Origin of the sequence: Nostoc sp. ATCC 53789 (assembly GCF_009873495.1) — a bacterium.
GTDB classification, from domain to species: domain Bacteria; phylum Cyanobacteriota; class Cyanobacteriia; order Cyanobacteriales; family Nostocaceae; genus Nostoc; species Nostoc muscorum_A.
The window spans coordinates 640,961-663,960 of the sequence record NZ_CP046703.1; the positions used below are offsets into that span (position 1 = coordinate 640,961).

Consider the following 23,000-nt stretch of genomic DNA (forward strand, 5'->3'; position numbering starts at 1 on the left):
AAAGCGCGTAACCTTTCATCATCACCAAAAGTTGCCAAGACCCTTAATGTGGTTTCAAAATCGCCTTGTTTGCGGTTTGAAGCATTTATGTTTGCAGTTCGCTACAGCTACCATTCACATCCGGATTAACAAAATATTATTAGTGGGATAGGTTCACGAATGACTAAAAAATTGCAATTCTCATCAAGAATTACAGGTTTTGCTTAATGCCCAATTTAGACCACATCTATTTTTAGCGAAGGTATTGTTATACACTGCCTAAAGTGTGTATTTAGTAGTTGTGAATACCAACCTTTCAACTTGTGATGATTCAGCCTCACATAAGCTTGACGTAATTGTAAGGCAATTGGTAGTCCGAAGTAACAGCTTAATGAACACTAATTAACCAGACTCAATATATCCTGTTGTAAAAAATGACACTACAAATAGCCTTAAATCAAAAAGTATCCTTATCTGCAAATGTTCTGACTCAAGACTTAGCAGGGGAATCAGTTTTACTGAATCTGCAAAGCGAAGAATATTTTAGTCAAAACGAGGTAGGTACAAAAATATTCTTTGTGCTAACTGAGTCAGATTCTATCCAGACAGCTTACGACACCTTGATAAAAGAGTATGATGTCGAGCCAGAGAAGTTAAAACAAGACTTGCTCAAGTTTATTGATAAATTGGTTAAGGCTGGACTAGTGGAAATTACTGATTCTTAACTTGAAGCAAAAAATCAAATTATGCGTGTACTGATGATTGGTGCTGGGGGCGTTGCCTTGACAAGACCCTTAGATTGGGTAGTTAAAGCAGGTTATGAAGTTTGGCTACTAGGAGATGTAGACCCCTATGAAACGGAAACTCCCAAAAATTATCGCTATTTCCCCACTGTTTGGCGAAAGTATCTAGAGGAGTTTACCAACACCTACCCTTATGAAGATCAGATGGCCGAGGAAATGGCGGAGCCATTACGTAAACTTGCAGATGAATTCCAGCCTGATATTATCCATGTCCACGCTATTGGTTGGCACGCCCAGTGTTGTGTCCTGGCAAATCTAAACCCTCTTGTGGTCTCTGCTTGGGGCTTTTTAAATCATTTGCTACAACCAGAAAGGGAACAAAGCAAGCATAACGATAGGGTTAGCCAAGTGTTTAATAACACTGGTGTGCTGATTGTAGAGACACCTAGTTTGATAGAAAAATCTAAAGCACTGCTGAATTCTAATCAACGGGTAGAATTAATTCCTTTAGGGACAAACCCCCAACATTTTCGCTCTGGAGTCACAAAAGATTTACCAAAATGGCGACGGGAAATATTGAAGATTGATGAAGAAGCCACAATTCTGCTTTCGCCCCGTGGTTGGTCTAAAGTGTACAACCATGAGCAGATATTTACAGCCTATGCACAGGCTTATCCCCAATTCATAAAACCGACGGTACTCGTCTTTTCAAAGCTAGGGCGTGCCGGCGGGGAAGAAGCAGTAGTTATTTACGAAAGCATCCGCAAAAAAGCAGAAGAACTTGGCTTATTAGAAAATCTGCGCTGGATGCCTGGCCTACCTTATAATCTCATGCCTACAGGCTACAACTTAGCAGATGTGATTATCAATTATCCCGTCAGTGATGCCTTTCCTTCGACACTAATTGAAGCAGTTGCCTGTGAACGCCCAGTTATTACCTGTGATTTGTTAGCTTATCGAGGCACTTTTATTGAAGAATTTTGTACTTTGGTAGAACCGGAAAACCCAGATGCTCTAGCAGAGGCAATGATTAAAGTTGTCAATCAACCTCCCCAAGAGCGAGAAGCACATCTTGCACAAGCACGGCAAGTTATTGTCGAGGAATATGATGAAGCAATTTTACAAAAGCGGATATTCCAAATATATGAAGATTTGGCATCTACTACTAAGGTAGTCTCGGCCTAAATTTTCCATCACTCAATTCCATTAGGACTTACTAATAAGTCACGAAATAGCTAACTGTAAAGGATAGAGGCAAGAATAATAGTTTAGGAGAGTTTTTGTGTAAATCACATCAATATATTAAATTTTGTTCATTAAAATCTTTTTTTTACCAATCTGTAAATATAGACTTTGGGGATTTTTAGTTGCAATTTTTGAGCGCAGAAAATAGTAATAACTTTACATAAAATTCATAAACCAAGTAATCTGAATTATTGTAATATTTTATAGTCTGAATAATTCCAAACAAGTAAAACACAAAAACAAGGATTGATCAAATGTCTCAATCTGAAAACACGAAAAAAAACTATTCTGAACCAGAATTGAAAGCTCACGGTAAAATATCTGGTTTGACACAACAAGTGGGTGGTAGTGGTGGTTTTGGTACCACAACCGGATTCCCCATATCTACTACCACTGTGTCTGCTCCTTAGTAGTTAAGTAGAAAAAAACACGAAAAGCTAAACTTCACTCGCTGTCATATAAATGATGGCAGGGTAGAGTTAGCAAGTAGGAAGGATTTATTAGGCAATTTTCTTGAGCTAATAAATCTAGACTAAATACATCTTTATACTTGCCCTCTTATGAGGCTATTGTTTACATACGTAAGGCTTGATCAAATGTCACAATCTGAAAACACGAAAAAAAACTATTCAGAACCTGAATTGAAAGCTCACGGTAAAATATCTGGTTTGACACAACAAGTGGGTGGTAGTGGTGGTTTTGGTACTACTACTATTGTTTTTATAACTTCCCCCCCCATTACTGGTCTTCCTTAAGCAAGCAGTATAAAAACATAATGACAGTAAATTTGAATTCCTGTCATATAAATAATGGGAAGGTAAGGCTAGTTTATTAGGTAGAAAAAAGTGCCTATAAATCTAGACTAGAAGGGATTTTTTACCTACCTTTTTCTTTAACATTTTGTGAAAATAAAGTGTGTAATTTTGTCCTTTCCAAAAGAACCCCGACTTTTTCAACAAGTCGGGTTTCTGAAACTCATAAGTTTGCAGATAAAAATAAATATAAATGCAAATGTCGATTAAAAACGATAATTATTGCTATCAATTTTATGGGCTCAACCTGTCTATTAATCGACTGCTCCCAGGGTTAGTTACTGTTAACAGTTCTGCACTGATAGATGTTGCTATTCACCTAGTTGGTGAACAGCAGAGTCAACCGCCATTACTCGACCAAGCTTTTTGGAATGTGCCGCTTGAGTGGTATGAACAAACAGGCTTCCATTTGTGGACAACGCACCGGGATGACGGCACTTACTGGAGGATAAGGTCTTTTGATGGGGTTGATTGCTTAGAATTCATTTTGAATCCTGATGGTAGTCAAGTTTGGGGTTTTTGGTCTAGAGATGCACTATTTACAGATGCAGTATCTTTGCTGCTGGGTTGTGTACTTGGTCATCTGTTACGGCTGCGGGGAGTGACTTGTCTTCATGCCAGCGTGGTTGCAGTTGATGGTAGCGCGATCGCCATTTTGGGACAATCAGGCGCAGGTAAATCAACCACAGCAGCAGCGTTAGCTAGCCGTGGATTCTCCGTATTGGCAGATGATATTGCCGCACTTATTCCTGATAAAAAAAGTTTTTGGGTACAATCTGCTTATCCTCGTCTACGCCTGTGGCCTAATTCTGTAAATGCCATTCACGGCTCAATAGAAGATTTATCACTGGTATCAACAAATCTAGATAAACGCTTTATAGATTTGCAAATAAAAGATAGAGAACAGTGGCAGTTTCAATCCCAAGCTTTGCCATTAATTGCTGTGTACATATTAGGAGAACGTGACTCAAACCTCACAGCACCTATAATTAACTCTCTTTCTCTGCCTGAAGCAATGAAGTATCTAATGTTCAATTCTTATGGGCGTGCTTTCCTCACTTCTCAACAGTGTAGACAAGAGTTTCAAGAATTAGGTCAATTGGCAAAGACTGTTCCTGTGCGTGAGTTATTACTTCCTGATAATTTAGGGAGTTTGAAGCAAATTTATGATGTTATTTTAGAAAACTTACGCTTGATTCATACTTTGGTTTAGCAACACCAGTAATTTGAATATTTGCCTATATTTACTAAGCAAATTTTTATTAAATATGCAAGTTTTTGAGCCAACCGTCAGTGTTATTATTCCTACTTACCAGCGTGGACATATTGTCAGTCAGGCAATTAACAGCGTTTTGGCACAAACCTACAAAGACTACGAAATTATTGTCATCAACGATGGTTCTCAGGATAATACTCCGCAAGTCCTGGCTGAATTTAGCGATCGCCGCATTACCGCTATTCATCAAGCCAATCAAGGATTATCTGCGGCTCGTAATGCTGGAATTCGCTCTGCTAGAGGGAAGTATATCGCCTTTTTAGATGATGATGATCTCTGGGAACCTCAGAAGTTAGAAAAACAGATTTCCGTCTTGGAAGCCAATCCACGCATTGGTTTGATCTATTCAGATTCACTCTTTTTTTCTGATCAACAGGGTTTGTTTCCAGGTTCGTATAATACAGCATTTCCTACCCCGAATCTTCAGGTATTATGGACTCTTTTTAGATACAACTACATTCCAGTCCTAACGGTTGTTGTGCGTCGAGACTGTTTAGATAAAGTGGGTTTGTTTGATGAAACTCTGAGATGTTGTGAAGATTACGATTTATGGCTGCGCCTGATTGAAAAATTTCCGATTTACTTTTTAAATCAACCCTTAGCACGTTATCGGCAATCGCCAAATAATCTTTCTCAAGATAAAGAGCAGATGTTAACTAACCAGCTGCGTGTTAAGGAAAAAGTCATCGATCGCAATCCAGAATTCCTAAAAATCCCTGTTAATTTTATCGATCCTTACTTTTACAATATCTACCTCGGACTTGCCAATTTACATATTCAAAATCATCAAATAGAGCAAGCACGTAGAGTTTTGCATCGCTATCGAGAAATGCGGGGTGAAACCGCTAGATATGAGGAGTTGCGATTATCTTTATATACTGAGCAAATTTAAGATCATGCATTTTATTGTCACTGGCGGAGCCGGATTTATTGGCTCTCATCTCACAGAACAATTGTTATCAGAAGGTCATCGTGTCACTGTAGTTGATAATCTGACCACTGGACGTTTAGAGAACTTACCCAAACATTGTCATCTTAGGTTTCTCCAAAAAGATATTTTAATATGTCAACCAGAAGATTTTACAGAGAAAGTTGATGGGATCGCCCATTTAGCAGCTATTTCATCGGTGACAGAATCTTTGTGTCGTCCCTTAGAGGCTCATCACAATAATCTTTCGGCAACCTTGGCTGTGATTCAACTTTGCCAAGCTTTAACTATTCCTAAGTTAGTATTTGCCAGTTCCGCATCTGTATACGGCAATCTCACTCAATTACCAATTTCAGAAGAGCAAAAAACTTCTCCTATGTCACCCTACGGCTTACAAAAATTGGTGAGTGAACAATACGCTAGTATGTTTGCTAAACAACTAGGTTTTTCATTTGTTGGCTTACGAATTTTTAACGTATTTGGCCCTAGACAAGTTCCTAATTCAAGCTACTCTGGTGTAATTTCGCGCTTTATTGATATTATACAACGTGGCTTGCCAATTACTATTTATGGCGATGGAACTCAAACCAGAGACTTTATTTATGTTAAAGACGTAGTGAGGGCTTTTTCTCAAGCATTAAAGGTAAATATTACCTCTGGTTCATCCTTAATTTGTAACTTAGGAACTGGAACATCTACTTCTTTAGTGCAGTTGATTAATATCCTCAAAAATCATTTTCCGCGATGGAAACCAGAGATTAATTTCGCGTCTCCTCGTGCAGGAGATATTCAACATTCACAAGCTGATATTTCCAGGATATCTTCATGTCTAGACTTCCAGCCTCAGTGGTCAGCAGAATCGGCTATTGTTTTTTTAATTGCATCATCTTTGAGCAACAAGGAGAATTATTCAAAACAACGGTTGACTCTATCTGCTCAAGATTTAGAAAATGAAAACTGCATTGTAAATAAAAAATTATTAAATAAATATTTAAGTAAAAATGAAGTATTTATCTAAGTTTATCAAATTAAATTCTCAAAAAAAACAACTTTTAATTAACACTTTTATTGTATTGACATTAGTTAGATTAGGTTTGTGGCTACTGTCATTTAAAACCTTGCATCAACTTCTATTAAGGCTAAGTAACGCCAAACCTAAATATCAAGAAAAACACCACATCTCTATTGAAACAATTATCTGGGCTGTTGAAGTGAGCAGTCATTATATGCTTGGTGTAAAGTGTCTGGCGCGTGCCTTGACTTGCCAGGTTTTCATGAGTCGCCACGGTTATACATCTAATCTCTGCATTGGTGTTGCTAAAGGTCAAGAAGGAGAGTTAAAGGCTCATGCGTGGTTAGAAAATCAGGGACAGGTTGTAATTGGGGATGTTGCAGACCTTCCTAATTTTAGCCAACTGGCATCTTTTGCAAAAGAGCATCTTTAAAAATATGAAAGCGGGCAAAACTTTAAGATATAAAATTCAGCAAAGCTTACGCATTCTGCCTGCGTTGCGCCTAGTTTGGAACAGCAGTCCTCGTTTGACTATTGCTTTGGTTGCACTTTTGGTTATTCAAGGTTTATTGCCTCTACTATCTCTTTACCTCACCAAACTCATCGTAGATACAATAGCTGCCAGTGTTAATGTTGCCGACAAAGGAGCCGCCTTTAGTCGAGTATTACTTTTGCTTGGCTTCTTTGTTGCTATCACCCTAGTAACTACCCTGTGTTCTTCTCTGACTGAACTGGTGTATGCCGCCCAGTCTCAGCAACTCACTGACTATATGCAAAACATCCTCCATGCTAAATCAATTGAGGTAGACCTGGAGTATTATGAAAACTCTGAATATTATGATGCCTTGCAGCGAGCGCAAAAAGAAGCTCCTTCTCGACCAGGGCAAATCCTACATCGTTTGGCATGGCTATGTTTGAGTAGTATTTCTTTGGTAGCGATGCTGGGGTTGCTACTGTCATTGCATTGGGGAATAGGAGTTATCTTATTTGTTGCCGCGATTCCGGCCCTGGTAGTGCGGGTGAAATATTCCGGTATCATGTATCATTGGCAGCGTCAGAAGACAGCCCAGGAACGCCAAGCAGGCTACTTGAGTCGGATACTGACTACAGAGCAACACGCTAAAGAAATTCGCTTGTTTGATTTGGGTTCTTTCTTTAGTCAGTGGTATCTGCGCTTGCGGCGGCAACTATATCAGGAAAACATAGCCATGACCAAAAAACAGTCTGTGGCTAATCTTGGTGCCCAAGCAACGGCGACAACTTTAGTTTTTGCTGCCTATGGTTTCATTATTTATCAAACCATGCAAGGCACTATCCGCTTTGGTGACTTAGTACTCTATTACCAGGCATTGCAACGAGGACAAAATGACCTGAAAAGTCTCTTGGGTGGTCTGTCTGGTTTATATGAAGACAATCTATTTCTTGCTAACTTATATGAATTTTTAGACCTGAAACCAAAAGTTGTAGAACCGTCAAATCCGAAACCTCTTCCCATACCAATGAAAAAGGGGATTGTGTTTAATCATGTTAGTTTCCAATATGCAACTACGAAGCGTCAGGCACTTCAGAATATTAATCTGACTATTCGCCCAGGAGAAGTGGTGGCATTGGTAGGAGAAAACGGCTCCGGTAAGACTACTTTAATTAAGCTTTTGTGTCGTTTATACGATCCCACTTTTGGTAGTATTACCATTGATGGCGTAGATTTACGCCAATTTGAAATTGCTGCTCTCCGCCGTCAAATTAGCGTGATTTTTCAAGACTATACGAAATATCATCTGACTGCTAAAGAAAACATTTGGTTGGCAAATATCAACCTGCCATTCAGCTACGAAAAAATCACCGCCGCTGCCCGTCGTTCCGGTGCTGATGATGTCATTAGCAAGCTACCTCAAGGTTACGATACCATACTGGGTAAATTCTTTGAACAAGGGGAAGAATTGAGCATCGGTCAGTGGCAAAAAATCGCTTTGGCAAGGGCATTTTTGCGAGATTCACAGCTAATCGTTTTAGATGAACCGACTAGCGCTTTAGACCCGAAAGCCGAAGAAGAGGTGTTTCAGAATTTCCGCCAACTTATTAAAAATCAAGCTGCTATCCTCATCAGCCATCGCTTATCAACCGTCAGAATGGCTGACTGTATCTACGTGATGGCAAACGGTTCAATTATTGAAAGCGGCACCCATGAAGAACTGATAAATCTGGGTAGTAGCTATGCAAACTTGTTTGAAACCCAAGCCCAACACTATAAGTAATTTATGATTACCTTAAACAGGCCTATTACTCAATTGCCAACAAAGGTTCAACGTCCAGAAATTGAGCTACTTCTGTGTTGTACCCGAACTCATATAGACCCCAAAACAGCAGAGCGAATTAATACCATACTCCAGCAAGATATAGACTGGACATATCTTATGGAAATAGCAGCATATCATGGGACGATACCACTCCTATACCAGAGTCTCAAGACTGCTGGGAAAGAAGCTATTCCCAAAACAGTTTTAACTCAGCTTCAGAATCATTATCACACTAATGCTAGCCGCAACTTATTTTTGAGCCACGAATTGCTTAACATCCTTAAGCTTTTTGAAGCTCACAAAATTCGGGCAATTCCTTTTAAAGGTCTTGTTTTAGCTATTTCTATTTATGGCAATTTAGCCATGAGACAATTTAGCGACCTAGATATTCTGGTGAGACAACAGGATATAGTCAAAGCTCAAGAATTATTGATTGCTCACAAATATCAACTAGAAGCTGACTACTATGGTTGGCAACAAACTTTTGTCCATAGCCAGAAACCAGAAATAGTGGTGGATCTTCACTGTGAATTGACTCCCTTATCTTACTTCCCTTTTAAACTTCCTAATTTTGAAACTTTGTGGCAACGAAGCAGGTCTTTAACCCTCAAAGGTGAATCTATCATCGAATTCTCTTGTGATGATTTGTTAATAATCCTCGCTGTCCAAGTTGCTAGAGGAGTTAATGAAAGTAAAGCGTCTTTAGCTCAGATTTGTGATTTAGCTGAATTATTGCGTATTCAACAGAGATTTGATTGGGAACAATTATTGCAAAAAGTAAACAGTCTGGAACTTAAAAGACCATTTTTTATTAGTCTGTTTATAGTTAACACTCTCCTGAATACCCCTTTGCCAGCGCAAGTAAAGCAGGCTATTCAAGAACAGATCCAAATCGATCCAACAATTTTAATTTATGCTATACGGATGCAGAAACAGCTTTTCACGGAAATTAAAAGTCCACTGATAATTAAACTTTTTTTTCAGCACCTAATGATAAATGGCCCACTCAGTAGAATGCCAGATCGTGTTTATCTGGTGTGGCAATTTTTGAATTTTACAACCAGGCTTGTAATTACTGATACTACCCAAGCAGACCTGGAATTTTTCCTATTGCCATCTGGTCTTTCTTTCCTATACTACTTAATCCGACCAATACGCTTGGTAAGCAGATACATAACTAATAGTAAATACAGATGAATGCCATCGCTACTAAGTACAGCTTTGCTTAAATTCGTAGCGAATTGACAGGGGTAAATTGTTGACGGTAAGGTGAGGATACGTGGACTATCCCTCAAGCATTCGGTACTATGGCTGGTCGGCAAAAAACCTACAAGGTGCAGCTAACAGAAGAGGAAAAAGAACTGTTGCAGCAGCAAGCGAATGCCCGAAAAACAGGGCAAAGCAAAGGCAAACGAGCCAAAATAATACTTACAACTGCTGAAAATTCAGATTGGACAGATGCTCAAATTGCTCAAAATATCGGCTGTTCACAAGCCCTTGTTCGGAAATGGCGCAAACGTTGGTGTCAAACTCGTAGTCTAGAAGAAGCACCCCGTCCAGGTCGTCCTCGGATATTTGAAGCAATTATACGAGCAAAAGTTACTGCGTTCGCGCTTCGCGTTGCCGCAGGCATCGCTTGCAGCAACCCAACGGATTTTGATCTTCCCTTGGCGAGGTGGAGTTGTAGCGATATTGCAGCACATCTAGTCACGCTAGGCATTGTAGTATCCATAGCGACTTCAACAGTCTGGCGATGGCTAAAATCTGAGCGGATAAAACCTTGGCGGTTTCATACTTGGATGCATCGGATTGATGATAATTTTGTTGCAAAAGCAACCCCTGTACTTAAACTGTATGCTCAGGCAAAATTTTTGATTAAAGCTGGATTCTGGGTGGTATGTGTGGATGAAAAAACTTCCATCCAAGCACGATCCGGCTTACATCCAAATATTGGGGCAGGTGTCAAACAACCAGTTCACTTTGCAGCCAGATATGCCCGAAAAGGAGCAACACATCTTTTTGCGGCTTTGAGCGTTGCTGATGGTCTGATTTATGGTTGTTGTCGCCCAACAAAAACATTCCTTGATTTTCAAGGATTTCTTTTAGAAGTATTGATACCAGAAGCCATTCGTCGGGGTATGCGCCATATTTATTTAATCCTTGACAACGGCTCTACCCATGCCCCAAAACAATTACAGGCTTGGTTGAATCAGAAGCAAAAAGAAGACGGTTGGAATTTTACGGTGGAAGTGGTCTGGCTACCAAAATATGCTTCATGGTTAGATCAAATTGAAATTTGGTTCAGCATTTTACAACGTAAATTACTGACTCCAAATGATTTTCCTGACCTCAAGACCTTACAGCAACGTATAACTGATTTCATCGTCCGTCACAATGATTCAGCCCAACCAATCAAATGGTCATATACAGTAGCCCAGATGATGGAGAAATTCGCTACGAATTAATGCAAAGCTGTACTTAGCTAATCTAGAGAGTCGTCTTCTCTAGTAAGTTTTTCCACGCTAGAGAAAAGCTCTAAGCTATGTGGAACAAGGACTACAACTTTAAAAGCTATTTAAAAGTGTTGGGATGGCTCAGGCAATCGTCTTTCATGCAGTTTTATGGAAGGGATCGCCCTGGCAGAAGTGAACCACGAGTTCGTAAACGTCGCCCCAAAATTTACCCCTTGATGACCAAACCCCGGTATGAGTTACGCAAACAATTGCAAACTGCTTAAACTACAAGTGTTTCGGCTTTTCTTAGTGCCATTCGGACTAATGCCCAGGATAAAAATATGAAGCTGGTAGATGAAAAGTTGCTCAGAATCTGACATTGCGTCATCTTAACCGTATTGCCAGTCCCATCTCCCCCGAAAAAAATCGCTCTCGAATTCCGCCGAATCAGTTGTGCGATTCGTTGCTCAGTGAATCACGGTAATCAGCCCGTACATAAAGCCAGCCTGACAGCAGATTACTGTCACTAAAGGCTGAACTCTCGGTCAGATGCAAGTGCAAGTCTTGCCATTCAGACTCAGAATTGACTCCTTACCTGCCCACACCGAACAAGCTCGGTTCTTGTAGAGTGAAGCTGGGAACAGGGCGCAATCAGACGACCGTTGCGGGTTGACACTGGCGCTAACAGGGAGTTCCTATGATGAAACAGAGCCTAGAAAAGCGACTTATCGGCAGGCAAGGGCGCAACGCAAAACCCCTGACCCCAATGGAGTCCATTCCCGCCGAACATTAACTGAAGTAACGGCAAGAGCCTTGGGAATCCAGCAGTCGAATTGGCTACATCTAACGGAACAATCAATCTCTCCGAGGGAACGAATAAAAACGAGTTGTGGGTCTAGGGGCAGTCGAACCCCAAGTAGCCCAGACGAGCGGAGGAATCCCCACAATTCGGGTAGGACAGACCGTAATTGGTCTGAGGTGTTCAGAATACACAAACTAGAGAAGAGAAAATGATTAGACACAGTATACATACTAGTGAATCTTGGAAAGCACTAACGTGGAAGAAATTCCGCCGAAATCTTTTCCGCCTTCAAAAGCGCGTGTAGTGCGATTCGTTGATTAGTGAATCACGGTGTAAGTCCGTATATAGCTAATCCAACCTGGCAGCAGATTACTGCCATAGAAGGTTGAACTCTCGGTTTGATGTAGGTGCAAGCCCTACCATTCAGACTCAGAATTGACTCCTTACCTGCCCACACCGAACAAGCTCGTTTCTTGTAGAGTGAAGCTGGGAACAGGGCGCAATTAGACAGCCGTTACGGGCTGACACTAGCGCTAATAGGGGGTTCCCATGATGAAACAGAGCCTAGAAAAGCAACTTAGTCTTTGGGCAGGGCGTAACAACCATCACCCCTGACCCCACTAGAGCTAATCCCCGCCGTAATTGCACGTATAACGGCAAGAGTCCAGGGAATCTAGTAGTTGAAGTGGCTACATCTAAAGGAACTATCAATCTCACCGAGGGAACGAATAAAAACTAATTGTGGGTCTTAAGGCAGTCTAACCTTGGGTAGCCCAGACGAGCGGAGGAATCCCCACAGTTAGGGTAGGACGCAACGTAATTGCTGCGAGGTGTTCAGAAAATACAACCCAGAGAAGAGAAAATGATTAGACACAGTTATCAAACTAGTGAATCTTGGAAAGCTCTACCGTGGAAGAAATTCCGCCGTAACCTTTTCCGCCTTCAAAGACGCGTATTTAAAGCTGTTCAAGTTGGCGACAAGCGGTCAGCACGGTCACTCCAAAAGCTTATTCTTAAATCAACCTCGGCTCGATTTCTTGCAATAAGACAAGTATCTCAGCTAAATGCTGGTAAAAAGACGGCTGGTATCGATGGTAAAAAATCCCTCACCTTTAGCGAACGCTTCCACCTGGAAGAATGGTTAAGAGTGAATAACGGAGATTGGAAACATCAAGGCTTACGGGAAATCCCCATCCCCAAAAAGGACGGGACTACCAGAATGCTTAAAATACCGACGGTGTATTCATATTGCACCTTGATTCAATGAAGTTTAGGGATATTTTCCTTTCTATGATTATTCTCCACTCAATGCGCTGCAATTGGGTACAGATTTTCTCACAAGTGAGTGAGCCTCGCCAAGGAAAGAGCTTTGCTAAGGTGAAAAAAGTAGTGGTTAGTGAGCTATGAGTGAGCTACTAATAAGGTAGGCTAGAGTTGTATCAAGTGTTAAAGTCTACCAACTATGGCAACAAAAAATCCCCGTATAGCAGCCTACCCACCACCCAAAGTCTATGAACTGTTGGTTGAATTTAAGCGCTCTCAAGGATTAAAGTCAGATTCTGCCGCTATTGTGGCAATTCTGGAGACTTACCTATGCGGTAGCCTACCCAATGTGCTACCAAGTGAGCTATCAAGTACGCCAAAGCGAATTGAGGATTTAGAGGTGAAGGTGAGTAGTCTGCTTTCTGATGTAGCAGTACTCAAGCAGGCAATGAGTCAGTATACTTGTCAAGCATCTGGTGAAGACCTATCCAACGGATATCTGCATCAACCTGATAACTACGAGGCATTAAGTGAGCCACCAAATGAATCACCTAACAGAATCCTTGACTTGACAAACGAATCTGTAGTTACGTCCGGGAGTACATCTAGAAGTGAGCTACCAATAACTGGGGCAGATGTTGACACTGAATTATCGAAGTCATCTACTATTGAAACCGTATCTGCCGACAGTGAGCTATCAAATGAGTCACTATTGGTAACACCAACTGCTGAATCTATCTTAAATTCAATACTAATTGAGGAGAACACGCCTCCCTATAATGAGCTACTAAGTGAGCCAGCATCAAATGATTTACTAGAGACCGTCATTAGTGAGCCATTTCATGACTCACTTAATGGTCTACCACTGCTCGAAGAAAATAATCATCCCAAAGTATCACCTGATAATAGTGAGCTACTTACTGACTTACACGATAGCTCACTAAAGAAATCCGAAAGTAAAAATTCTCTGGAAGTCCCATCTCACCTGACTGGTGCAGCTTTAGCAAGAAGACTAAATGTTTCTCCTAGCACCCTTCGTCATAAGAAAAATACTCCCAATTTTGGGCAATGGACTTCTCTTCATGATCCAGATGGAATTGCTTGGCATTTTAATGGTGAAAAATTTATTGAAAAACCCTCACCCGAAGACAGTAAAACCCCTTGAGTACAAAATTACTCAAAGGGGTTAACGATATTCAAACTATTGTTTTCGGCTCACTATCAAACTGGTATTATTCAGATTTAACTGGTACACGGCGGATTTTTTCACGTAAAGTCTCTAAAACTTCGGGTGTGACTATATACCACCAAGGACTTCTTGGAGTTTCTTGGAATGCCTGAATAATTCCTTTGTCTCGCCAGTAATAGACAGTATGAATTCCAACACCAAGTTTTTCAGCCAGGGCACTGGTAGAATAATAACCTTCTGGGCTAACCCCTAAGTGTGCTACTTGTGGGTTACTTAAAGGCTTTTCAATCCCAAACTTCCAACGAATCCAGGCGACACCTTTTTTCGTAAAAGCCTGTCCTTTACCACCCACCAAACCTCGGCGATTCAGTTCATAAGCAATTTCGCTATCAGTTCTACCCACAGCTAATTCTTTAATGAGCTGAATGACTTGGTTGGGTGTTCGGAATTTTTCTGCATTTGTTGGGCGTGTCGCAATCAACTCACTTGTAACTCCTGTGTGCCAGAGTATTTGGACACGAGTGGAACGAGAGGGAGCATCAATTGGGGTGATAGCAACCTGTTTTACTAACAACCCTAGTATTTCTTTACGCTCAAGATTTGTAGTAGTACTGGCGCGCCAAAGTGTGGGAATATCGTTGGCTAACTGTAAAATTTGTTGCCGTTGCACTGCTGTTAATTCCAGGCGTTGTACAAGACGTGCTTTTTGGTATGCCTCTTCTAACTCTGCTAACTGTTGTAATTTTTCATTCCATCGCCTTTCTAGTGTACGGGCTACTAAACGATTTTCTGGCTCGGTTGCATCATATTGTCGAAAAGCTCTGTCAGCTTCGTAACGTGCCCTTTCCAGTCGCAGTTGCCATGTTTTATCTGCCTCGTCTGCAATATTTTCAAGTTCAGATAGCACAGCAAGGGAAATGTCTAGTTGCTCGTCGGTAAAAGCTGACAACACATGAGCAGCGACGGCTGTATCAATTGCTGCTCCAGCTACAGTCCAACAAACACCCATACTACCATCTTGTTTTCGAGCTTGAGTACATTCGTAAGCTGCTCTACAACCACCAGTACCGTGGTAGCGAGGACTCATCCGACGACCGCATTTACCACAAATTACTAAACCTTGGAGGAGAGCAAAGCCCTCTCTAGGTGTGCCTGGACATCCATCTGATAAAGAAATTGGGCAATTGCGTCTGAGTCGCTCACAATTATATAAATACTCTGGCCAACTAATGTAAGCTTCATGAGCGTTGTGGATGATTACTTTCCATTCTTCTTGGGGTAGTTGCTGGATTTTAACCTTCTTTATTTGCCCAGCCTCAATTACATTAAAACTGCGTCGTCTACCATACACGTATGTTCCTGTGTAAGTTGGGTTGTGCAGTAGGGCAGTTATACGACTCAGGTTGGCTGGCCCCCAATGAAGTGTACCAATATCCCCAGGTCGCCAACGTCTTCTTGGGAAAGGAATTTGGTTTACACAAAAGTAGCGCATCACCTTAAACGCCGTTCTCAGTTCGCGGAACTGTTGAAAGGCTAACTGTATTGCGGCAACTACACCCTCATCTGGGTCTAGCACCAATTTTCCTTCTGGGTCGTAGACATAGCCAGTAGGTGGAGAACAGCGCAGTTCGCCTTTTTTAGCTTTATTGAGTTTGGCTCCTTGTAACCGTAAGCGCATACCATGTAGTTCCGTGTGGCTCCAAGTTCCCTTAAACCCCAGTATCACTCGGTCATTAAAATCATTTGGGTCGTAAATCCCATCGTGGTCAATTACCAAGGTATCCGTTAGGGCACAGATATCTAAAAGTTTATGCCAATCTGCTTGGGAACGAGAAAATCTTGAAGCTTCGAGAGCCAAAACAGCCCCCACCTCCCCTAAACCAACAGCAGCCATTAGTCGATGAAAATCTTCGCGTCCTGTTGTCGTTTGACCACTTTTACCAAGGTCACTATCCAATACTTCAATTTGACTCTTGTCCCAACCCAAGGTTAATGCACGGTCAGCTAGGGCATATTGTCTCTCAGTACTTTCACGGTGAAATTCTACCTGATTGGGTGTTGACTGTCTTAAATACACAACAGCACGGCGTTCCAGATGGGTTGAACTAATTTTATTATTCATCTGGTTTACTCCTGGTTATCGCTTTCTCTGTGTGTTGAGTGGAGAGTATTTTGTCCACTAACCGTGCTGTTAGCTTTATGAGGCGACTTAGCCTTTCTTCGTTTTTGGGTTGAGTGGTCGCTAGTAGATGCTTTTTTCTCATCTTTTTTCTTGTGTTCGACTTCAATATCATCAAGAACACAAGCAGATTCAGACGTTATAATTTGCGATCGCCGAGCTACCCATTCGCTTAATCGCAGTAGTTTCTCAGGTAAAAACTTCCCGACTGTTTGGACTGTAAAAGCTTGCTGTGTCCATAGGTCGGTTTCCGTTGCTGGTAGAGACAGAAATCCTCCTAAAGGACTTTCTACAGTTACTTTAGTCTCTTGTCCAACTTTACGAATTTGCTGTATTACAACTGACTGACCACATAACGGGTGGATAGGATTGATGATGGTGACACAACTTCCCAAAAGTGACTTGAAGTTATGTGCAGTCTTACTGTACTGTTCCAACCATAGCGGATAGAGCTTGGCAATGCCTAGCAAAATATGCACTGGAGCCACTTTCCACGCCAGGAGTTACGGGTTTAGAACTGGGCGTTCTGCTCACGATGCACAACAGTACATCTTCAATAACCTCTGCTCAAGAGCCAACGGAATAGAGAAACGAGTCATTGAACTCGATATTGAAAAGTGCTTTGATTAGACATCTTGATACTCCTATGAAAAACGCAAGTTGTAGATTAGGCCAGTTTTGAGTTTTTGGAATTGCGAAAGCGTATCGGGAAGATCAGGGAAAAGATAAAGCTGAGTCTCATCATCCTTGGTGATGGCGATCGTTCCCTTATGAATGCGATCGTAGATCCAATGGGGTGAAAGTTCTAAAAACTTGGCGACTTGAGGAACCGTGAGATAACCCGAAATCTGACGGGGATGAGACTGGCTCGGCGAGTGGAAAATATGATGTTTGAGCCGCAAAATTTTGACCGTACTGGGCAACAGAGTTTTGCAAAGTGGTGAGCGATAACCAAGCTTTGTCAGTGTAAGAGCAATAGTCTGGTCGTCAACACCTTGTTGGCTCATAGCGATGATGCGATTTTCTAATTCAGTCGCTCCCGTCATTTCTAAAAATGAACCAACCGGAATAGGAAGATCCACAGAAGTAGTGTCACCACCTTTCCAAATAATCCGAGTCCGGACTGTATCACGGACAACACGATGAATAACAACCTTATCAATGAGGCAGCGTAACAGAGATTTTTTTTGGACTTGGGTTAAGGTATCACTGTGCCAAAGTTCAGGGAGCTTTTGTCCAATGGTAATGAAAGCCGCTTTGAGTTCTTTTGGGATTTGATCTACTGTTTGAGGTCGCTGGCGTTGAGCATAGTAATCTTTGGCAAGCTTGAGTTCGCGTAAAGCGTTCTCCCAACGAAGTTCAAGTTCGGCAGCCACCAATCGGTTATCCGGGTCAACTTGATTAAACTGTCTTTCTGCTAGTGCTACTTGATACTGTAAACGCTGTATTTGTTGAGAATGTGCCCGTTCCACTGTCTCTTGTGACTGCTGTTGGGTTTTGATAGCTTTGTGATAAGCATCTAGCTCTACTGACGACAGTGCTTCTAAAAATGCATTGACTACGTACTCATCAATTGCCGAAGCCGGAATATATTGACAAACAGGCACACGATACTGCTGCCGTAAGGAGTTACAAATATAGCGGGTTGCGCCTTTATACTGGACAACCATCTTGTGGCCACATTCGCCACAGTAAACTATGCCATGCAATAATGCTGCACCAGGGCGAGGAATACCACGGGTTTTATTACGGTCATACTCAGCATAATTATCCATTAGTTGTGCCTGATTACGCTCGTAGGTTTGCCAACTGATGTAAGCCGGATATACGTCATTGACTCGGATTTTCCATTCGGCCATTGGCAAAGACTTTTGTTGTGGCTGATTTGAAATCAAACCATGTTTAAGAGTACGTGTACGTCCATAGACAAACGCACCAGCGTAAGCAGGGTTTTTCAGGATTGATATGATACTTGCCACGCTCGGATTACGCCAGACAATATCGCCGAATCGATTCCTTCGTGGCAGCAACAACCCTTCACGGTTGAACATCTCCAACACTTTGGATGCTGACTTGCGTTGCCCAAAAATCTCAAACACTAAGTTAATTCGGTCAATCACTTCACGATTTGGGTCTTTGTTTACCACTCCCAGTTCATTACGAACCAAACCCACGGGTAAGGTCAGTGCCAGTTCACCACGCCCAGCTTTGCTCAGAATCCCGGCACTTAAGCGGGAACGAATCGTATACAACTCTACTTCTGAGATTTGTCCTTTGAGTCCCAGCAATAATCGACCATTGGCACTACTTGGATCATAAACCCCATCTCTGTCAGCAATCAAACAACCTCTGTAACCGCACAAGTCCAGCAGGGGATACCAGTCTGAGCAATTACGTGACAGGCGAGTAACATCATAAGAGAGGATAATACCTACTAATCCCAGGGTTACTTGGGCCAACAATTCTTTAAAGCCTGGTCGTTGCTCTGCACTTGCTGCGGTGATTCCTAAATCACTGTCAATTACTTCAATGTTATTATCCGACCAACCCAGTTCTATAGCTCGCTGGCGCAGAGCGTATTGCAGACGCAGGCTCTCCTGGTTGCTGATTAATTGATGTGGGGTAGACTGACGAATGTAGATTATCGCTTTGCGGTTCAGGTGTTGGAGTGTTACTAGTTCTGAGGTACTCATAAATTACCTCCTGGAAGACCGTTTGCAGTTCATCTGTGATTACTTCTTGGAGTGCTGGGGTGAGGCGTTCCCAGATTTCACGGGGTGGGATTGACATAAAACCTCACATTGTTTAACTAACGTGACCAACTCGGCCACACTCTCTAATGTGAGCTTAGTACATAAATACTGCTTTGGGAGAGCTAGTTGGGTTACAGATATTGGAATGCGTAAGCGCATATGACCTTGATAGGCTACTACCACATGACCCTCACCACTTGGTGGGTTTGAGATGGATATCACTGCAAACCTTCTTCCAAAGAGTGGGTGCATCACATCAGTCACTTCGATTTGGGTTAAATCTTCTGATGGGTTCTTGAGATGGGCATTAAGTAATGGGTTCGTTCGACAGGATTAATCACTCAGCAATAATGGACGAACTCATCGCCCCCAAAGGCTTAAAACTCGGTATTTTCCGATGCCTCAAGGCAGGAGTCAACCCAGAATTTCCTGAACAAGGAACCCCACAAGGGGGGGTGGTCAGCCCATTACTAGCTAATATTGCGCTCAACGGAATTGAGAGTATCCACAGATACCACGCTCAATATAAAGAGGGTAAAAGGATCACACCTAAAACATCGGCAGAAAAAATTGCCGAGCCATCAATCCGATACGCGGATGACATGGTTATTATACTCCGACCCGAAGATAATGCGATAGAGATACTTGAAAGAATCAGCGAGTTCCTCCGCAAACGCGGAATGAATGTAAGTCAAAAGAAAACCAAAATTACCGCCGCAACAGATGGGTTTGATTTCCTCGGCTGGCACTTCAAAGTCCAGAAAAACGGAAAGTTCAGAAGCATCCCATCAGTGGATAACTTCAAAGCGTTCCGTAAGAAAGTAAAACACATCGTCAACAACTCGAATTATGGTTCTACCACAAAGGCTGAGAAATTAGCCCCAGTAGTTAGAGGTTGGAAAAATTACCATAAGTTCTGCAAGATGGACGGGTCTAGAAACTCGTTATACCACATCCAAAAAAGAGCTTACACGGTATTCAACAAGGAAACCAAGCAAAACCGCTACACTAGCAAGAAATTACTAGACAAAGCACTTCCGAAGGTTCCCTACTCCGAAGGTAGCCACGTCATGGTCAAAGGAATCAAATCCCCCTATGACGGGGATACAGCCTATTGGAGTGAACGTAACAGTAAACTCTATGACGGCGAAACCTCTAAAACTCTTAAGAAGCAAAACCATAAATGTGCATCCTGCGGTTTTAAATTCATTGACGAGGAACGGGTTCCCCTGCATCACATTGATGGAAATCACGCCAACTGGAAGAAAAATAATCTTGAAGCGATTCACGAGAGTTGCCACGATTACAAGCACATGAGCAAAAGCGCAAGCTGAGAACATCGGAAGCTGGGTGCGGTGAAAGTCGCACGCCCAGATTTAACAGAGAGGTGCCCCGGATAATACCGGGCATCGACTCTACCAAAAAAAGGTTGTTTAAAAATAGCGATTGATTTAAATTTAATTTGTTATTATGGTAAGCAAACATCAGAGGAATTAGAGTACATATATCGAAGTCAAGCAAAATCCGGTACTCATTCATTTTACGCCTATGCAACTTTAGTTTTAGTAGCTTTTTGAGCAACAGAGGTTCTTACACTTCGTTGAATAAACTGAATTCTAACGCCCTAACAGAAATTTTTCCTAAGTTAGTAAATTCATAAGCCGGAGGGATTAGATACACGTTTTTGCGGAACATAAAGGCTTTGAGTAGCCCCGGAGTAACTAAAACTGCTGTAATTCATGTGTAACAAGCATTTCGGTAGGTATTGAGTTCAAGCTAGAGATTTTGTGAGAAGATGACCATCCAAAACCAGGCTAAGTTGCCCATTGGCAAGAATGCTAGTTCCTTGGATATAAGCAGGAACTGGGATTGCTTCCCCCAGAGGATGGATCGCAGCAGATTGCTTGCCGATTATGTAATCTACTTCTAAAGCACATCGTTTGTCTAAGTAACGAAATACTAATAAAGGCTTATCCTGCTTGAAAGCATTTAGTGTATCTGTGCTGTAAGTAGTAACTGAGGTGGGAAGCTGGTTAGGACAAATCAGCACATCAGTCAATAAGTGGATAGGGACGAGCATGTCTGTTGTTAGATGCTCATCAGCACAACCAAGGAAGCCACTGGATCTGCCAGAAGACTGTAATAATAACATCCGTCCCGCTTGAGTTTGGATAATTTGTTCGGACTGGGATAAACAAATCTGCTCTACAGAATCGGCAATAAATGCATAGACTCTGGAGTTAGCTTGACAGACGATAAGTTGAGCAATTTTTTGATCGAGGGGAATTTGGAGCGAGAAGGCTGTACCATGTCCAGCTTTAGACTTCAATACTATTCTTCCCTGAATAGCTGTTAATTGCTTGCAAACTTCAGTTAATTCTACTCCTAACTCTAAGGCAGCACGATCGCATAAAACAGATGAAACCTCTGGTTCAATTACCAGTTCTTGTAAGATATCCCCTGGTTTTGTCAGAGCGAGTCCTTGGGCTAAAGCTTGTTGATAGATTTGAGATAAGTTAAGCCCTGCGCCATCATCACAGCCATCAATAATCAGTTGATTTCCTTGCTGGTAAACTTGAATTTCGATGATACCGTTGCTATTTTTACCAAGGTGTTGGCGTGTTTGGGAAGACTCAATACTTTGATCTAGTAAATAGCAACTTATATGTAACAGGAGAGCATGGAGGCGATCGCTAAATGCCCGATCGACTTGGATATCGCTAATTTGTAAATGTAGTCTAGCAGACTTATATTGTAGAGCTTGTAACTGAGACCAAAGCCGATGTAAAGGTTCTAACGCTACTTTTAAAGGAATAGTTGTAACTTTTTTGACTAAATTGGAAGACTGGTTAAGTAACTTTTCCTGCTGTATGAGTTCTTGTTGGAGTTGATGATGATTTTTATTAAGGGAATAAACAGTTGATGCCACTTGAGACGCTTCAGCCAAAACAGATTGAAGAGTACCGTATAATTGCTGAGAGCGAGAAGCCGCTAGAGGAGAAAGGGTATCTGAAATTGCTGCTAAACGCCCTGACCATTCCTGTAGGTTATCGAGCAGATGTTGTAATCGTTTAACTTGTCGGAGCAACTGCCCGATGGTGTGTTGCTGTTGTTCTTCCTGACAAGCTTGCTGATTATAGTTAATTAATAATGTTGCAATTAGCGCGTTTAGTTGTTCGAGATGCTTAAGATTGATGGGTGTAGCGGCTGGAATACTTGTTGCAAGAATGGTAGAAATGGATTCTTGCAAAGAGAGTGGATGGCGATCGCTCAAAGATTTAACTAGGGATGCTTCAGATATTTCATTAGGCAGGGAAAAATCCCCCAACCAAGCATGAAAATCTTCTTCCCCATACTCCTCCGGGTTTGCTAGTTCCCCTACCTTGATGGGAAACTGCTCGGTATCTACGCGAACAAGGCTGCCAGACTGGGGGCTAGTTAGTTCTCTGTCAAGAATTTCTTTGTCTTTAACCATAAATTGCTCTGGTAGAGCCGCAGAAGATTCTACCTCGGCCAAGCGATCGCCAAACTGAATAACTGGTTGATGTTCGTGCGGTTGCTCTACCGATGTCTCAAGGTTTGTTTCCTGAGAATTGCCAAACTCTGCTTGTAGACGAGCAACAATGGCAGACATCCGCTCCAGAATTTCTACTTCGTCAATTTGCGAGGCTGTTAAAAATGCCATCAACAGCATCTGTAGGCAATCTAATCCTTCTGACAACAGGGAGGCGATGGGGGCGTTGACAGTTGCCCGATACTGATGCAGAAGCTGAAAAATCTCTTCTAGTGCAGCCGCAACTATGGCAATGGCATCTAGCTCGGCTGCTATGGCAATCGAATGCAGAGAGCGAGCAGCTTCCATGAGAGCCAAAGCTGTACCAGGGTTACTGTCTTTCGTATAGTTAGGCAACTCCTGCTCCAAGAACAGTAACAGATCGATCGCTTCTTCTAGAAAGCGATCGTCGTTCTGCGGTTGGGGGACAAAATCGGTACTCATGAAAACAACTCTCAGTTTCTATGGGTTTGTGACAATTCTATAGACTTCTTGCAGAAGTCGGGAAAAGGGTAA

General features: G+C 42.0%; 17 protein-coding genes and 3 pseudogenes. 16 read left to right on the plus strand and 4 right to left on the minus strand.

The features are described from left to right. Positions 1-413 precede the first annotated feature (413 nt). The 14 genes and pseudogenes from GJB62_RS02360 (at position 414) to GJB62_RS02415 (ending at position 13,975) form a co-directional block, all read left to right on the plus strand. On the plus strand, positions 414-704 hold the full coding sequence (locus GJB62_RS02360) for a PqqD family protein (protein WP_114080508.1): 291 nt from the start codon (positions 414-416) through the stop codon (positions 702-704). 21 nt (positions 705-725) lie between these two features. Beyond that, positions 726-1,907, plus strand: coding sequence for a glycosyltransferase family 4 protein (locus GJB62_RS02365; RefSeq protein WP_114080509.1), 1,182 nt, complete (start codon positions 726-728; stop codon positions 1,905-1,907). Positions 1,908-2,221: 314 nt separating this feature from the next. Beyond that, positions 2,222-2,377, plus strand: coding sequence for a hypothetical protein (locus tag GJB62_RS36540; RefSeq protein WP_167755969.1), 156 nt, complete (start codon positions 2,222-2,224; stop codon positions 2,375-2,377). A 186-nt stretch (positions 2,378-2,563) separates the two neighbouring features. After that, positions 2,564-2,722: a hypothetical protein gene (locus tag GJB62_RS36545; protein ID WP_167755970.1), complete on the plus strand. Its 159-nt coding sequence runs from the start codon at positions 2,564-2,566 to the stop codon at positions 2,720-2,722. 256 nt (positions 2,723-2,978) lie between these two features. Next, positions 2,979-3,992, plus strand: a complete 1,014-nt coding sequence (locus GJB62_RS02370; protein ID WP_147262436.1) for a serine/threonine protein kinase — start codon at positions 2,979-2,981, stop codon at positions 3,990-3,992. A 55-nt stretch (positions 3,993-4,047) separates the two neighbouring features. Further along, positions 4,048-4,947: a glycosyltransferase gene (locus GJB62_RS02375; protein ID WP_114080511.1), complete on the plus strand. Its 900-nt coding sequence runs from the start codon at positions 4,048-4,050 to the stop codon at positions 4,945-4,947. Between the two features lie 4 nt (positions 4,948-4,951). Next, positions 4,952-6,001, plus strand: coding sequence for an NAD-dependent epimerase/dehydratase family protein (locus tag GJB62_RS02380; RefSeq protein WP_114080512.1), 1,050 nt, complete (start codon positions 4,952-4,954; stop codon positions 5,999-6,001). Continuing rightward, positions 5,985-6,428, plus strand: coding sequence for a lasso peptide biosynthesis B2 protein (locus GJB62_RS02385; protein ID WP_114080513.1), 444 nt, complete (start codon positions 5,985-5,987; stop codon positions 6,426-6,428). Before GJB62_RS02380 ends, GJB62_RS02385 begins: the two co-directional genes overlap by 17 nt. A gap of 4 nt (positions 6,429-6,432) precedes the next feature. Then, on the plus strand, positions 6,433-8,250 hold the full coding sequence (locus GJB62_RS02390; protein ID WP_114080514.1) for an ABC transporter ATP-binding protein: 1,818 nt from the start codon (positions 6,433-6,435) through the stop codon (positions 8,248-8,250). 33 nt (positions 8,251-8,283) lie between these two features. Beyond that, positions 8,284-9,489 carry a nucleotidyltransferase family protein gene (locus GJB62_RS02395; RefSeq protein WP_159402437.1) on the plus strand — a complete coding sequence of 402 codons (1,206 nt, stop codon included), beginning with the start codon at positions 8,284-8,286 and terminating at the stop codon, positions 9,487-9,489. A 110-nt stretch (positions 9,490-9,599) separates the two neighbouring features. Continuing rightward, positions 9,600-10,757: an IS630 family transposase gene (locus GJB62_RS02400; RefSeq protein ID WP_114081617.1), complete on the plus strand. Its 1,158-nt coding sequence runs from the start codon at positions 9,600-9,602 to the stop codon at positions 10,755-10,757. A gap of 77 nt (positions 10,758-10,834) precedes the next feature. Then, a complete protein-coding gene (locus tag GJB62_RS02405; protein WP_147262569.1) occupies positions 10,835-11,029 on the plus strand; it encodes a hypothetical protein in 195 nt (64 codons plus the stop codon). A gap of 1,380 nt (positions 11,030-12,409) precedes the next feature. Next, positions 12,410-12,787 (plus strand): annotated as a pseudogene (locus GJB62_RS02410) (reverse transcriptase N-terminal domain-containing protein); the annotation flags it as partial. A 222-nt stretch (positions 12,788-13,009) separates the two neighbouring features. Beyond that, positions 13,010-13,975: a hypothetical protein gene (locus GJB62_RS02415; protein WP_114085093.1), complete on the plus strand. Its 966-nt coding sequence runs from the start codon at positions 13,010-13,012 to the stop codon at positions 13,973-13,975. A 67-nt stretch (positions 13,976-14,042) separates the two neighbouring features. On the opposite strand, the gene GJB62_RS02420 is transcribed toward GJB62_RS02415, so the two are convergent. Next, a complete protein-coding gene (locus GJB62_RS02420; protein WP_114085092.1) occupies positions 14,043-16,121 on the minus strand; it encodes a recombinase family protein in 2,079 nt (692 codons plus the stop codon). A 5-nt stretch (positions 16,122-16,126) separates the two neighbouring features. Next, on the minus strand, positions 16,127-16,657 hold the full coding sequence (locus GJB62_RS02425; protein ID WP_245246078.1) for a Y4bD/Y4pK family protein: 531 nt from the start codon (positions 16,655-16,657) through the stop codon (positions 16,127-16,129). Here GJB62_RS02425 and GJB62_RS37330 point away from each other — a divergent pair. Then, positions 16,609-16,805 (plus strand): annotated as a pseudogene (locus GJB62_RS37330) (RNA-dependent DNA polymerase); the annotation flags it as partial. The gene GJB62_RS02425 and the pseudogene GJB62_RS37330 sit on opposite strands and share 49 nt — an antisense overlap. 17 nt (positions 16,806-16,822) lie before the next feature. On the opposite strand, the gene GJB62_RS02435 reads toward GJB62_RS37330, so the two are convergent. After that, positions 16,823-18,871 carry a recombinase family protein gene (locus GJB62_RS02435; RefSeq protein ID WP_114085091.1) on the minus strand — a complete coding sequence of 683 codons (2,049 nt, stop codon included), beginning with the start codon at positions 18,869-18,871 and terminating at the stop codon, positions 16,823-16,825. A 383-nt stretch (positions 18,872-19,254) separates the two neighbouring features. Here GJB62_RS02435 and GJB62_RS02440 point away from each other — a divergent pair. Further along, positions 19,255-20,265: pseudogene (locus GJB62_RS02440) on the plus strand (reverse transcriptase domain-containing protein); the annotation flags it as partial. Positions 20,266-20,702: 437 nt separating this feature from the next. On the opposite strand, the gene GJB62_RS02445 reads toward GJB62_RS02440, so the two are convergent. Next, the gene (locus GJB62_RS02445) at positions 20,703-22,928 is read right to left on the minus strand and encodes a chemotaxis protein CheW (RefSeq protein WP_114085090.1); all 2,226 of its coding nucleotides are present in this window, start codon (positions 22,926-22,928) and stop codon (positions 20,703-20,705) included. Positions 22,929-23,000: the final 72 nt, after the last annotated feature.

Bases quoted from the DNA above. Each gene is read 5' to 3' on its own strand.
- GJB62_RS02360 (WP_114080508.1), top strand. From the start codon at position 414: ATGACACTACAAATAGCCTTAAATCAAAAAGTATCCTTATCTGCAAAT.
- GJB62_RS02365 (WP_114080509.1), top strand. From the start codon at position 726: ATGCGTGTACTGATGATTGGTGCTGGGGGCGTTGCCTTGACAAGACCC.
- GJB62_RS36540 (WP_167755969.1), top strand. From the start codon at position 2,222: ATGTCTCAATCTGAAAACACGAAAAAAAACTATTCTGAACCAGAATTG.
- GJB62_RS36545 (WP_167755970.1), top strand. From the start codon at position 2,564: ATGTCACAATCTGAAAACACGAAAAAAAACTATTCAGAACCTGAATTG.
- GJB62_RS02370 (WP_147262436.1), top strand. From the start codon at position 2,979: ATGTCGATTAAAAACGATAATTATTGCTATCAATTTTATGGGCTCAAC.
- GJB62_RS02375 (WP_114080511.1), top strand. From the start codon at position 4,048: ATGCAAGTTTTTGAGCCAACCGTCAGTGTTATTATTCCTACTTACCAG.
- GJB62_RS02380 (WP_114080512.1), top strand. From the start codon at position 4,952: ATGCATTTTATTGTCACTGGCGGAGCCGGATTTATTGGCTCTCATCTC.
- GJB62_RS02385 (WP_114080513.1), top strand. From the start codon at position 5,985: ATGAAGTATTTATCTAAGTTTATCAAATTAAATTCTCAAAAAAAACAA.
- GJB62_RS02390 (WP_114080514.1), top strand. From the start codon at position 6,433: ATGAAAGCGGGCAAAACTTTAAGATATAAAATTCAGCAAAGCTTACGC.
- GJB62_RS02400 (WP_114081617.1), top strand. From the start codon at position 9,600: ATGGCTGGTCGGCAAAAAACCTACAAGGTGCAGCTAACAGAAGAGGAA.
- GJB62_RS02405 (WP_147262569.1), top strand. From the start codon at position 10,835: ATGTGGAACAAGGACTACAACTTTAAAAGCTATTTAAAAGTGTTGGGA.
- GJB62_RS02415 (WP_114085093.1), top strand. From the start codon at position 13,010: ATGGCAACAAAAAATCCCCGTATAGCAGCCTACCCACCACCCAAAGTC.
- GJB62_RS02420 (WP_114085092.1), bottom strand. From the start codon at position 16,121: ATGAATAATAAAATTAGTTCAACCCATCTGGAACGCCGTGCTGTTGTG.
- GJB62_RS02435 (WP_114085091.1), bottom strand. From the start codon at position 18,871: ATGAGTACCTCAGAACTAGTAACACTCCAACACCTGAACCGCAAAGCG.
- GJB62_RS02445 (WP_114085090.1), bottom strand. From the start codon at position 22,928: ATGAGTACCGATTTTGTCCCCCAACCGCAGAACGACGATCGCTTTCTA.